This is a genomic window from Aquipseudomonas alcaligenes, from assembly GCF_003205495.1.
Classification (GTDB): Bacteria; Pseudomonadota; Gammaproteobacteria; order Pseudomonadales; family Pseudomonadaceae; genus Aquipseudomonas; species Aquipseudomonas alcaligenes_B.
On sequence record NZ_QJRX01000008.1, the window covers coordinates 1 to 12,253 of the forward strand.

The 12,253-nt window shown below is 61.3% G+C and carries 11 protein-coding genes and 4 tRNA genes; all 15 read left to right on the plus strand.

Annotation, left to right across the window (positions count from 1 at the left end; all coding sequences use genetic code 11):
• Positions 1–337: 337 nt before the first annotated feature.
• The 15 genes from birA (at position 338) to rpoB (ending at position 12,197) form a co-directional block, all read left to right on the plus strand.
• Entirely contained in the window at positions 338–1,303 is a 966-nt protein-coding gene (birA, locus tag DMO17_RS15085; RefSeq protein ID WP_110683321.1) for a bifunctional biotin--[acetyl-CoA-carboxylase] ligase/biotin operon repressor BirA, read from the plus strand.
• Positions 1,293–2,036, plus strand: coding sequence for a pantothenate kinase (locus DMO17_RS15090; RefSeq protein ID WP_110683322.1), 744 nt, complete (start codon positions 1,293–1,295; stop codon positions 2,034–2,036). Before birA ends, DMO17_RS15090 begins: the two co-directional genes overlap by 11 nt.
• Positions 2,037–2,038: 2 nt before the next feature.
• Positions 2,039–2,716, plus strand: a complete 678-nt coding sequence (locus tag DMO17_RS15095; RefSeq protein WP_110683323.1) for an SPOR domain-containing protein — start codon at positions 2,039–2,041, stop codon at positions 2,714–2,716.
• A 131-nt stretch (positions 2,717–2,847) separates the two neighbouring features.
• Positions 2,848–2,932 (plus strand) — tRNA-Tyr (locus tag DMO17_RS15100).
• A gap of 25 nt (positions 2,933–2,957) precedes the next feature.
• Positions 2,958–3,031 (plus strand) — tRNA-Gly (locus DMO17_RS15105).
• Between the two features lie 26 nt (positions 3,032–3,057).
• A tRNA-Thr gene (locus DMO17_RS15110) sits at positions 3,058–3,133 on the plus strand.
• Between the two features lie 84 nt (positions 3,134–3,217).
• Positions 3,218–4,411: an elongation factor Tu gene (gene tuf, locus DMO17_RS15115; RefSeq protein WP_110683324.1), complete on the plus strand. Its 1,194-nt coding sequence runs from the start codon at positions 3,218–3,220 to the stop codon at positions 4,409–4,411.
• A 54-nt stretch (positions 4,412–4,465) separates the two neighbouring features.
• Positions 4,466–4,541 (plus strand) — tRNA-Trp (locus DMO17_RS15120).
• 49 nt (positions 4,542–4,590) lie between these two features.
• On the plus strand, positions 4,591–4,959 hold the full coding sequence (gene secE / locus DMO17_RS15125) for a preprotein translocase subunit SecE (RefSeq protein WP_110683325.1): 369 nt from the start codon (positions 4,591–4,593) through the stop codon (positions 4,957–4,959).
• A 9-nt stretch (positions 4,960–4,968) separates the two neighbouring features.
• On the plus strand, positions 4,969–5,502 hold the full coding sequence (nusG, locus tag DMO17_RS15130; RefSeq protein ID WP_021702718.1) for a transcription termination/antitermination protein NusG: 534 nt from the start codon (positions 4,969–4,971) through the stop codon (positions 5,500–5,502).
• 118 nt (positions 5,503–5,620) lie between these two features.
• Entirely contained in the window at positions 5,621–6,052 is a 432-nt protein-coding gene (rplK, locus tag DMO17_RS15135) for a 50S ribosomal protein L11 (protein WP_110683326.1), read from the plus strand.
• The gene (gene rplA, locus DMO17_RS15140) at positions 6,052–6,747 is read left to right on the plus strand and encodes a 50S ribosomal protein L1 (protein WP_110683327.1); all 696 of its coding nucleotides are present in this window, start codon (positions 6,052–6,054) and stop codon (positions 6,745–6,747) included. Before rplK ends, rplA begins: the two co-directional genes overlap by 1 nt.
• A 204-nt stretch (positions 6,748–6,951) precedes the next feature.
• Entirely contained in the window at positions 6,952–7,452 is a 501-nt protein-coding gene (rplJ, locus tag DMO17_RS15145; protein WP_110683328.1) for a 50S ribosomal protein L10, read from the plus strand.
• 82 nt (positions 7,453–7,534) lie between these two features.
• Positions 7,535–7,903 (plus strand): 50S ribosomal protein L7/L12, encoded by a 369-nt coding sequence (gene rplL, locus DMO17_RS15150; protein WP_110683329.1) that lies wholly within the window; start codon positions 7,535–7,537, stop codon positions 7,901–7,903.
• 220 nt (positions 7,904–8,123) lie between these two features.
• A complete protein-coding gene (gene rpoB, locus DMO17_RS15155) occupies positions 8,124–12,197 on the plus strand; it encodes a DNA-directed RNA polymerase subunit beta (protein WP_110683330.1) in 4,074 nt (1,357 codons plus the stop codon).
• Positions 12,198–12,253 lie beyond the last annotated feature (56 nt).

Genomic DNA, 12,253 nt, shown 5'->3' on the forward strand with positions numbered 1-12,253 from the left:
CAGTAGTGAAACGACGCATCGCCGATGGTAGTGTGGGGTTTCCCCATGTGAGAGTAGGTCATCGTCAAGCTTCTATCCCCAAACCCCCATCCGCTCACGCGGGTGGGGGTTTGGCCTTTCTGGGCGAAATACTTTCCAGGACAGCGTTCTCGGCAGTCCGAGGGCAAAGTGCGCAGGCCGCATGCGTGAATCGCGCACATTAAAAAGCCGCCGCACCGGTGGCTTTTGTCTCTGTGGCAAGTCTGCGCGGCTCTTGTGCTCCGCGCGGGGTCACATTTCTAGGCATTTCCGGGCCGCATCGTTATGATGCCTGCCTCTTTGCCTGGGCGTTATTTAGATGCGCGAAGTGCTGCAACTGCTGCGAGATGGCGAGTTTCATTCCGGTGAGGCCCTGGGGGCTTTGCTGGGGGTGAGTCGTGCGGCTGTATGGAAGCGCCTGGAGCATCTCGAGGCTGAGCTCGGTCTGGTAATTCACCGGGTGCGTGGTCGGGGCTATCGCCTTGCGTCGCCGCTGTCTCTCCTGGATCGGGAGGCGATTGTCTCCGCCTCCCGCGATGCCGGTTGGAATGCCTTGGTCTTTGATAGTCTCGACTCGACCAATGCCGAAGTGCTGCGCCGTCTGGCGGCGGGAGAGGCGGCGCCCTTGCTGGTCCTGGCGGAGCGACAGGAGAGTGGTCGTGGTCGCCGCGGTCGGGCCTGGGTGAGTCCTTATGCCGAGAATCTCTATTACAGCCTTGGTCTGCGTCTGGAGGGTGGGGTCTTTTCTCTCGACGGCCTCAGCCTCTCCGTGGGTCTTGCGGTGTTGCGTAGCCTGCATGAGTTTGGGGTGACCGATGCCGGGCTCAAGTGGCCCAATGATCTGCTGGTGGCGGGGCGCAAGATAGCCGGCGTGCTGCTGGAGCTTTCGGGCGACCCTGCCGGTGCTTGTCAGGTGGTGATAGGCATTGGCGTGAACGTGAATATGCTGCCAGGGCTCGGCGTCGCTATCGACCAGCCTTGGACGTCGCTGCGTGAGCGCTGTGGCCGCCTGGTCGGGCGTACCGAATTGGCCCTGGCGTTGGGGCAGTGGTTGCGGCATTACCTGGGGCGGCATGAGCGCGGGGGATTCGCGGCGTTGCGCGAGGAGTGGGAGTCCTGCCACCTCTGGCAGGGGAGAGAAGTCAGCTTGTTAGCTGGCCCGCAATGCATCGATGGTGTCGTTCTGGGGGTGGATCACCAGGGGGCATTGCGCCTGGATGTGGCGGGGCGGGAGCGGCAGTTCAGTGGTGGCGAGCTTAGCCTGAGGTTGCGTGATGATTCTTGAGCTGGACTGCGGGAATAGTCTGATCAAATGGCGATTGCTGGGTCGTGATCCGGTCGGCGGTGTGGTCGGCTCCGACGATGAGCTGCTGCAAGTGCTGCGTGCTATCGCCGGGCTCGTTCTCGAAGGCTGTCGGTTGGTCAGTGTACGCAGCGATGCGGAAACCTCCGCGCTGGTCGCGGCACTGACCGCCGAGTTCGGCTGTCGAGTGCTGTGCGCGCAGCCGGCGCAAGTGTTGGCCGGGGTGCGCAATGGCTATGACGAGTATGCGCGGCTGGGGCTGGACCGCTGGCTGGCTGTGGTGGGCGCCTACCAGTTGGCCCGGGGGGCTTGCCTGGTCCTGGATCTCGGTACTGCGGTGACTTCCGATTTCGTCGCGGCTGACGGCGAGCACCTGGGGGGCTTCATCTGCCCGGGGCTGCCGCTGATGCGCAACCAGCTGCGTACCCATACCCGGCGCATTCGTTATGACGATGCTGCGGCCATGCAGGCCTTGCAGAGCCTGGTACCGGGGCGTTCGACGGTGGAGGCTGTCGAGCGTGGATGCGCCCTGATGCTGCGCGGCTTTGTCCTGACGCAGGTCGAGATCGCTCGAGAGCGCTGGGGTGATGAGTTCAGTATCTACCTGACCGGAGGGGACGCCGGGCTCGTTTGCGAGGTGCTGCCGCAGGCCAGGCTGGTATCTGACCTGGTGTTCGTGGGGCTGGCGCAGGCCTGTCCATTGTCTGGAGACTGAGCATGCGCTGGTTCTTTCTGCTTCTACTGGTTCTCAACCTCTTCTATTACGTCTGGCATCAGCAGCAGGCGCCGCTGAGGGTGAAGGAGGTCGAGCCCATGCTGCTGTATCAGGGCGGGCAGCAGGGGTTGCGTCTGCTCGATGCCGCGGATCGTGCCAAGGTTCGTCCCGAGGCTCCGCAGCCTTCGCTGGTGGCGCAGGGGGAGACCTGTCTGTATCTCGGCAGTTTCCAGCAGGAGGATGGCGCACGGCAGGTGGAGCAGCGTCTGATGGCGCTGGATATTCAGGCGCAGGTGCGTGCCGTCGATGCGGCGGCCGGGCTGGATTACTGGGTCTACCTGGCTCCCCTTGCATCACGGCAGGCGTCGCTGCGTCAGCTCAAGGAGCTGCAGGCGCGCAAGATCGACAGCTACATCATCACCCAGGGGGATCTGGCCAATGGCATTTCTCTGGGTATCTTTCCGCGCAGTGATTCGGCGGAGAGTGTCATGCAGCGTTTGCGCGATGCGGGCTATGAGCCGCTCCTGCGCGAGTTGCCGCGAGCGCAGCGCAGTTTCTGGGTGCGCATCGCCCCCGAGAGCAGGCGCCTGGCGGATGATGCGCTGCCGCAGCTCGCCTTGGACTTCAAGGAGCTGCAGCATCAAATAATGCCATGCGAAAACGTTGCAACTGCCCAATAGTTTGCATAGAATGGCGCCCGCTTTGCGGGGGTGGATTCGCAGAGTTGCTGTCAGACATTGCTAACCTCAAGTTTTTATTGAGAAATTGCTTGACAGTAGGGTGGCATGAGAAGAGAATGCCGCCTCCATTTGGAGGGGTTCCCGAGCGGCCAAAGGGATCAGACTGTAAATCTGACGTCATAGACTTCGAAGGTTCGAATCCTTCCCCCTCCACCAGATTAAAGCGTGAGCTGCAGGCTCCGCGGGCATAGTTCAGTGGTAGAACCTCAGCCTTCCAAGCTGATGATGCGGGTTCGATTCCCGCTGCCCGCTCCAAGTTTGTTGTTCGTGCAAAGTGTTTCGCTCATGTAGCTCAGCTGGTAGAGCACACCCTTGGTAAGGGTGAGGTCAGCGGTTCAAATCCGCTCATGAGCTCCACTTCAACAAAGGCAGATATGCAGATATCTGCCTTTGTTTTAATGGCAGTGTCAGTTCTCAATTCCTTGTTCGGAGACGAGTCAGATGGCTAAGGAAAAATTCGAGCGTAACAAACCGCACGTCAACGTTGGCACCATCGGTCACGTTGACCACGGTAAAACCACTCTGACCGCTGCTCTGACCCGCGTCTGCTCCGAAGTGTTCGGTTCGGCCAAGGTCGAGTTCGACAAGATCGACTCGGCTCCGGAAGAGAAGGCTCGTGGTATCACCATCAACACCGCTCACGTTGAGTACGACTCGGCCGTGCGTCACTACGCGCACGTTGACTGCCCGGGCCACGCCGACTACGTGAAGAACATGATCACCGGTGCTGCCCAGATGGACGGCGCGATCCTGGTTTGCTCGGCTGCCGACGGCCCCATGCCGCAGACCCGCGAGCACATTCTGCTGTCCCGCCAGGTAGGTGTTCCCTACATCGTCGTGTTCCTGAACAAGGCCGACATGGTTGACGATGCCGAGCTGCTGGAGCTGGTCGAGATGGAAGTTCGCGACCTGCTGAGCACCTATGACTTCCCGGGTGATGACACCCCGATCGTCATCGGTTCCGCTCTGATGGCTCTGAACGGCCAGGACGACAACGAGATGGGTACCACCGCTGTCAAGAAGCTGGTCGAGACCCTGGACTCCTACATTCCGGAGCCGGTTCGTGCCATCGACATGCCGTTCCTGATGCCGATCGAAGACGTGTTCTCGATCTCCGGTCGCGGCACCGTGGTTACCGGTCGTGTCGAGCGCGGTATCGTCAAGGTTCAGGAAGAGATCGAGATCGTCGGTCTGCGTCCGACCACCAAGACCACCTGCACCGGCGTGGAAATGTTCCGCAAGCTGCTCGACGAAGGTCGTGCCGGCGAGAACTGCGGCGTGCTGCTGCGCGGCACCAAGCGTGATGAAGTCGAGCGTGGCCAGGTTCTGGCCAAGCCGGGCACCATCAAGCCGCACACCAAGTTCGAAGCCGAAGTGTACGTGCTGTCCAAGGAAGAAGGTGGTCGTCACACCCCGTTCTTCAAGGGCTACCGTCCGCAGTTCTACTTCCGTACCACCGACGTGACTGGTTCGTGCGAGCTGCCGGAAGGCGTTGAGATGGTAATGCCGGGCGACAACATCAAGATGGTTGTCACCCTGATCAAGCCGATCGCCATGGACGACGGCCTGCGTTTCGCGATTCGCGAAGGCGGCCGTACCGTTGGCGCCGGCGTGGTTGCCAAGGTCATCGAGTAATCGGTTGATCTGACTCGGTAAGGCCGGCATAATGGTCGGCCTTACTTCGATTTTAGGCCAGTAGCTCAATTGGCAGAGCGGCGGTCTCCAAAACCGCAGGTTGGGGGTTCGATTCCCTCCTGGCCTGCCAGATTCCTGGTTAGAAGTGGATCTGGCGTTTCTTTCAACAGGGTTTTCTCATGAATGCCAAAGCTGAAGCTCAAAACTCCCGCTTTGACGCGCTGAAGTGGCTCGCTGCAGCTGCTCTGGTCGTCGCAGGTGTTGTCGGCAATCAGTACTTCTCGGCTGAACCGCTTCTGTATCGCGTGCTGGCTCTGCTGGCGCTGGCCGTAGTGGTCGGCTTCGTCGCGCTGCAGACCGCGAAAGGTCAGGCGTTCTTTGCTCTGGCAAAAGAGGCGCGCATCGAGATCCGCAAGGTTGTCTGGCCGACGCGCCAGGAGACCACCCAGACCACGCTGATCGTGGTCGCCGTGGTGCTGGTGATGTCGCTGGTCCTCTGGGGCCTGGACAGCCTGCTGGGCTGGCTTGTTTCGTTGATTGTCGGTTAAGGGTGTCCCGTGGCTAAGCGTTGGTACGTTGTGCATGCTTACTCGGGTTACGAGAAGCATGTCATGCGCTCGTTGATCGAGCGCGTCAAGCTGGCTGGCATGGAAGACGAGTTCGGCGAAATTCTGGTCCCCACCGAAGAAGTGGTGGAGATGCGTAACGGCCAGAAACGCAAGAGCGAGCGCAAGTTCTTCCCTGGCTATGTGCTGGTGCAGATGGAAATGAACGAGGCGACCTGGCACCTGATCAAGGATACGCCGCGCGTCATGGGCTTCATTGGTGGTACTGCCGACAAGCCGGCGCCGATTACCGAGAAAGAGGCTGATGCCATCCTGCGTCGGGTTGCCGACAGTGGTGACAAGCCGAAGCCGAAGACCCTGTTCGAGCCGGGCGAAACCGTCCGCGTCATCGACGGTCCGTTTGCCGACTTCAATGGCGTCGTCGAAGAAGTTAACTACGAGAAGAGCCGGATCCAAGTGGCCGTGCTCATTTTCGGTCGCTCCACGCCGGTGGAGCTGGAGTTCAGTCAGGTCGAGAAGGCATAACTGGACAATGCATCCCGTACCCCGCAGCCATAGGCTGCGGGGTTTTGTCGTCACTGGGATAAATGCGTACTAACCGGGGAGCCTTGCCGAGGCGTCTGACCCGATATTGGAGTAGCTCATGGCTAAGAAGATTCAGGCTTACATCAAGCTGCAAGTGAAGGCCGGCCAGGCCAACCCGTCGCCGCCCGTCGGTCCCGCTCTGGGTCAGCACGGCGTGAACATCATGGAATTCTGCAAGGCGTTCAACGCCAAGACCCAGGGCATGGAACCTGGTCTGCCGACTCCTGTGATCATCACCGTTTACAGCGACCGCAGCTTCACCTTTGAAACCAAAAGCACCCCGGCTTCGGTGCTGCTGAAGAAGGCTGCCGGCCTGACCAGCGGTTCCGCTCGTCCGAACACCGTCAAAGTGGGCACCGTTACCCGTGCTCAGCTGGAAGAGATCGCCAAGGCCAAGCAGGCCGATCTGACCGCAGCTGACCTGGATGCGGCCGTGCGTACCATCGCCGGCTCCGCGCGTAGCATGGGCCTCAACGTGGAGGGTGTGTAATGGCTAAGCTGACCAAGCGCCAGAAGGCAATCGCCGAGAAAGTCGAAGCCGGCAAGGCTTACAACTTCGAAGAGGCCGCCAAGCTGCTGGCCGAGCTGTCCACCGTCAAGTTCACCGAGTCCTTCGACATCGCCGTGAACCTGGGTGTGGATCCGCGTAAATCCGACCAGGTCGTGCGTGGCGCCACCGTGCTGCCGAACGGCACTGGCAAGACCGTCCGCGTTGCCGTGTTCACCCAGGGTCCGGGCGCCGAAGCCGCTCTGGCCGCCGGTGCCGACAAGGTCGGCATGGATGACTTGGCCGCCGAGATGAAGGCTGGCGATCTGAACTACGACGTGGTCATCGCTTCCCCGGACGCCATGCGTGTCGTCGGCCAGCTGGGCCAGGTTCTCGGCCCGCGTGGCCTGATGCCGAACCCGAAGGTCGGTACCGTGACTCCGGACGTGGCCACTGCCGTGAAGAACGCCAAGGCCGGTCAGGTACGTTTCCGTACCGACAAGAACGGCATCATCCACACCTCCGTCGGCAAGGTCGGCTTCGACGCCGCCGCGCTGAAGCAGAACGTGGAAGCCCTGCTGACCGACCTGAAGCGCCTGAAGCCGTCGACCTCCAAAGGTATCTACGTCAAGCGCGTGACCCTGAGCACCACCATGGGTCCGGGTCTGGTGATCGATCAGGCTTCTCTGGAAGCGTAAGTGACAAGGCCGGCGGTTACGTCCGCCGGCCCGCAAGATTGGGGTCCCTGCCTGGCGGGGGCTATCCAAGACCGTAGGCGGCGCAAGCCTTAAACCAGGACGTTCTCAAGCCTACGCAGATGGTGCTCCCGATTCTACCGAATCAGACACCAAAACGACGTCAGCCCCAGGGCCGACGAAACGGTAACATCCAGGAGTAAACCCGTGGCAATTAAACTCGAAGACAAGAAGGCCATCGTCGCTGAAGTCAACGAGGCTGCCAAAGCCGGTCTGTCCGCTGTCGTGGCTGATGCCCGTGGCGTGACCGTCGGCGCAATGACCGGACTCCGTAAAGAGGCCCGCGAAGCTGGCGTATACGTGCGTGTCGTGCGTAACACCCTGCTCAAGCGCGCCGTTGAAGGCACTCAGTTCGACGTGCTCAGCGACGTGTTCAAAGGCCCGACCCTCATCGCTTTCTCCAACGAGCATCCGGGCGCTGCCGCCCGTATCTTCAAGGAGTTCGCCAAGGGTCAGGACAAGTTCGAGATCAAGGCAGCTGCGTTCGAGGGTCAATTCCTCGCAGCTAATCAGATCGACGTACTGGCAACTCTGCCGACCTACAACGAAGCCGTTGCCCAGCTGATGAGCGTGATTCAGGGCGCCACCAGCAAGCTGGCTCGTACTCTGGCGGCTATTCGCGACCAGAAAGAAGGCGCTGCCGCCTGATTCAGGCGCGACGTCCCTTTCCCGTTAATTTGTTTAATTCGATGGCCGCGAAGGCTGTCACCCCAATACAGGAATTAGAGTCATGGCTCTGACCAACGAAGACATCATCAACGCCGTATCCGAAATGTCCGTCATGCAGATCGTTGAACTGATCAAGGCGATGGAAGAGAAGTTCGGCGTAACCGCCGCTGCCGCAGTTGCCGCTGGCCCGGCTGTTGCTGCTGCCGCTGCTGAAGAGCAGACCGAGTTCAACGTCGTTCTGGCCGAAGCCGGCGACAAGAAAGTGAACGTGATCAAGGTCGTTCGCGAACTGACCGGTCTGGGTCTGAAAGAAGCCAAAGAGAAAGTCGACACCGCTCCTCAGGTCGTTGCCGAAGGCCTGACCAAGGAAGCTGCCGAAGACGCCAAGAAGAAGCTGGAAGAAGCTGGCGCCAAAGTCGAGCTCAAGTAAGCGACGACCTTGCGTCTACAGCCCGAGCTTTGAGCGAAAGGCTGATGGCTGGTGGCAAATGCCACCGGCCTTTTTCCGTTATGGGCAGCTGGCCGAAAGCCGCTGCCCATGGCGTGGAAACCCCGCCCGAGGGCGGCGCAAACCGAGGGGTTTGCACGATTTTCTGGTTGTTGCCGTCGGCAGCGACCAAACAAGCAGGTGACCAAGCTGGGGAACGCTGATGGCTTACTCATACACTGAGAAAAAACGTATCCGCAAGGACTTTAGCAAGTTGCCGGACGTGATGGATGTGCCTTATCTCCTGGCCATCCAGCTGGATTCGTATCGCGAATTCCTGCAGCAAGGAGTGAGCAAGGAGCAGTTCCGCGACGTTGGCCTGCATGCGGCCTTCAAGTCCGTATTCCCGATCATCAGCTACTCCGGCAACGCCGCTCTGGAATACGTCGGCTACCGCCTGGGTGAGCCCGCGTTCGACGTCAAAGAGTGCGTTCTGCGTGGCGTGACCTTCGCCGTGCCGCTGCGCGTTAAAGTCCGTCTGATCATTTTCGACAAAGAATCGTCGAACAAGGCGATCAAGGACATCAAAGAGCAAGAAGTGTACATGGGCGAAATTCCGCTCATGACCGAGAACGGTACCTTCATCATCAACGGTACCGAGCGTGTGATCGTTTCCCAGCTGCACCGCTCCCCGGGTGTGTTCTTCGACCACGACCGTGGCAAGACCCACAGCTCCGGCAAGCTGCTGTACTCCGCGCGCATCATCCCCTACCGCGGCTCCTGGCTGGACTTCGAGTTCGACCCGAAGGACTGCGTGTTCGTCCGTATCGACCGTCGCCGCAAGCTGCCGGCCTCCGTCCTGCTGCGCGCCCTGGGCTACAGCACCGAGGAAGTGCTGGACACCTTCTATGCCACCAACGTGTTCCACGTGAAGGGCGAGAACCTCAGCCTGGAACTGGTGCCGTCGCGTCTGCGTGGCGAGATCGCCGCGTTCGACATCAAGGACGAGAAGGGCAAGGTCATCGTTGAGCAGGGCCGCCGTATCACCGCGCGCCACATCAACCAGATCGACAAGGCCGGCATCAAGGAGCTGGAAGTTCCGCTCGACTACGTGCTGGGTCGCACCACCGCCAAGGCCATCGTCCATCCGGCCACCGGCGAGATCGTTGCCGAGTGCAACACCGAGCTGACCGTCGACCTGCTGGCCAAGATCGTCAAGGCCCAGGTGGTCCGCATCGAGACCCTGTACACCAACGACATCGACTGCGGTCCGTTCATCTCCGACACCCTGAAGATCGACTCCACCGGCAACCAGCTGGAAGCCCTGGTCGAGATCTACCGCATGATGCGTCCGGGCGAGCCGCCGACCAAGGATGCCGCCGAGACCCTGTTCAACAACCTGTTCTTCAGCGCCGAGCGTTACGACCTGTCCGCCGTCGGCCGCATGAAGTTCAACCGTCGTATCGGTCGCACCGAGATCGAAGGCTCCGGCGTGCTGTCCAAAGAGGACATCGTCGACGTGCTGAAGACCCTGGTCGACATCCGTAACGGCAAGGGCATCGTCGACGACATCGACCACCTGGGTAACCGTCGCGTACGTTGCGTCGGCGAGATGGCCGAGAACCAGTTCCGCGTCGGTCTGGTCCGCGTCGAGCGTGCCGTCAAAGAGCGTCTGTCGATGGCCGAGAGCGAAGGCCTGATGCCGCAGGACCTGATCAACGCCAAGCCGGTTGCGGCGGCGGTGAAAGAGTTCTTCGGTTCCAGCCAGCTCTCGCAGTTCATGGACCAGAACAACCCGCTCTCCGAGATCACCCACAAGCGCCGCGTCTCCGCACTCGGCCCAGGCGGTCTGACCCGCGAGCGCGCCGGCTTCGAAGTCCGCGACGTACACCCGACCCACTACGGCCGCGTGTGCCCGATCGAGACCCCTGAAGGTCCGAACATCGGCCTGATCAACTCGCTGGCCGCCTATGCCCGCACCAACCAGTACGGCTTCCTGGAAAGCCCGTACCGCGTGGTGAAGGACACCCAGGTCACCGACGAGATCGTGTTCCTGTCCGCCATCGAAGAGGCCGATCACGTGATCGCCCAGGCTTCGGCGACCATGAACGCCAAGGGCCAGCTGGTCGACGAGCTGGTGAACGTACGTCACCTCAACGAGTTCACCGTCAAGGCGCCGGAAGACGTCACCCTGATGGACGTGTCGCCGAAGCAGGTCGTCTCCGTCGCTGCCTCGCTGATTCCGTTCCTCGAGCACGACGACGCCAACCGTGCACTCATGGGTTCGAACATGCAGCGTCAGGCCGTGCCGACCCTGCGTGCCGACAAGCCCCTGGTCGGTACCGGCATGGAGCGCAACGTCGCCCGTGACTCCGGCGTCTGCGTCGTGGCCCGTCGTGGCGGCGTGATCGACTCGGTCGACGCCAGCCGTATCGTGGTGCGTGTGGCCGATGACGAAGTCGAAACTGGCGAAGCCGGCGTCGACATCTACAACCTGACCAAGTACACCCGCTCCAACCAGAACACCTGCATCAACCAGCGTCCGCTGGTGAGCAAGGGTGACGTGGTTTCGCGCGGTGACATCATGGCCGACGGCCCGTCCACCGACATGGGTGAACTGGCGCTGGGCCAGAACATGCGCGTGGCGTTCATGCCGTGGAACGGCTTCAACTTCGAAGACTCCATCTGCCTGTCCGAGCGTGTGGTCCAGGAAGACCGCTTCACCACCATCCACATCCAGGAACTGACCTGTGTGGCGCGTGACACCAAGCTCGGTCCAGAGGAAATCACCGCGGACATCCCGAACGTCGGTGAAGCCGCGCTGAACAAGCTGGACGAGGCCGGTATCGTCTACGTCGGTGCCGAAGTCATGGCCGGCGACATCCTGGTTGGCAAGGTCACCCCGAAGGGCGAGACCCAGCTGACTCCGGAAGAGAAGCTGCTGCGTGCGATCTTCGGTGAGAAGGCGTCCGACGTGAAGGACACCTCCCTGCGCGTGCCGACCGGCACCAAGGGCACCGTCATCGACGTGCAGGTGTTCACCCGTGACGGCGTGGAGCGCGACAGCCGCGCCCTGGCCATCGAGAAGCAGCAGCTCGACGAGATCCGCAAGGACCTCAACGAGGAGTTCCGCATCGTCGAAGGCGCCACCTTCGAGCGTCTGCGTTCCGCCCTGGTCGGTGCCAAGGCCGAAGGCGGCGCCGGCCTGAAGAAGGGTGCCGTGATCACCGACGAGTACCTGGACGGCCTCGAGCGCGGCCAGTGGTTCAAGCTGCGCATGGCCGACGACGCTCTCAACGAGCAGCTGGAGAAGGCCCAGGCCTACATCAGCGACCGTCGCCAGATGCTCGACGACAAGTTCGAAGACAAGAAGCGCAAGCTGCAGCAGGGCGACGACCTGGCGCCGGGTGTACTGAAGATCGTCAAGGTCTACCTGGCCATCAAGCGCCGCATCCAGCCGGGCGACAAGATGGCCGGCCGTCACGGTAACAAGGGTGTGGTCTCGGTGATCATGCCGGTCGAAGACATGCCGCACGACGCCAACGGTACTCCGGTCGACATCGTGCTGAACCCGCTGGGCGTACCTTCGCGTATGAACGTCGGGCAGATCCTCGAAACCCACCTGGGCCTGGCGGCCAAGGGCCTGGGCGAGAAGATCAACCGCATGCTCGAAGAGCAGCGCAAGATCGCCGAGCTGCGCAAGTTCCTCAACGAGATCTACAACGAGATCGGTGGCCGTCAGGAAAACCTCGACGAGTTCTCCGACGCCGAGATTCTCGAGCTGGCGAAGAACCTGAAAGGCGGCGTGCCGATGGCTACCGCCGTGTTCGACGGTGCCAAGGAAACCGAGATCAAGGCCATGCTGAAGCTGGCCGATCTGCCGGAAAGCGGCCAGATGCGCCTGTTCGACGGTCGTACCGGTAACCAGTTCGAGCGTCCGACTACCGTCGGCTACATGTACATGCTCAAGCTGAACCACCTGGTCGACGACAAGATGCACGCCCGTTCCACCGGTTCCTACAGCCTGGTTACCCAGCAGCCGCTGGGTGGTAAGGCGCAGTTCGGTGGTCAGCGCTTCGGTGAGATGGAGGTCTGGGCGCTGGAAGCCTACGGCGCCGCCTACACCCTGCAGGAAATGCTGACCGTGAAGTCGGACGACGTGAACGGCCGGACCAAGATGTACAAGAACATCGTGGACGGCGATCACCGCATGGAGGCCGGCATGCCCGAGTCCTTCAACGTGCTGATCAAAGAGATCCGCTCGCTCGGTATCGACATCGAACTGGAAACCGAATAACACGCCTTGCTGCGGCCGCATCGCCGGCCGCAGCAAGTCTGTGAGGAGGAAAGGCC

Coding starts and splice junctions, on each gene's coding strand:
- birA (WP_110683321.1), top strand. CDS start 338: ATGCGCGAAGTGCTGCAACTGCTGCGAGATGGCGAGTTTCATTCCGGT.
- DMO17_RS15090 (WP_110683322.1), top strand. CDS start 1,293: ATGATTCTTGAGCTGGACTGCGGGAATAGTCTGATCAAATGGCGATTG.
- secE (WP_110683325.1), top strand. CDS start 4,591: ATGAATGCCAAAGCTGAAGCTCAAAACTCCCGCTTTGACGCGCTGAAG.
- tuf (WP_110683324.1), top strand. CDS start 3,218: ATGGCTAAGGAAAAATTCGAGCGTAACAAACCGCACGTCAACGTTGGC.
- rplL (WP_110683329.1), top strand. CDS start 7,535: ATGGCTCTGACCAACGAAGACATCATCAACGCCGTATCCGAAATGTCC.
- rplA (WP_110683327.1), top strand. CDS start 6,052: ATGGCTAAGCTGACCAAGCGCCAGAAGGCAATCGCCGAGAAAGTCGAA.
- rplK (WP_110683326.1), top strand. CDS start 5,621: ATGGCTAAGAAGATTCAGGCTTACATCAAGCTGCAAGTGAAGGCCGGC.
- DMO17_RS15095 (WP_110683323.1), top strand. CDS start 2,039: ATGCGCTGGTTCTTTCTGCTTCTACTGGTTCTCAACCTCTTCTATTAC.
- rpoB (WP_110683330.1), top strand. CDS start 8,124: ATGGCTTACTCATACACTGAGAAAAAACGTATCCGCAAGGACTTTAGC.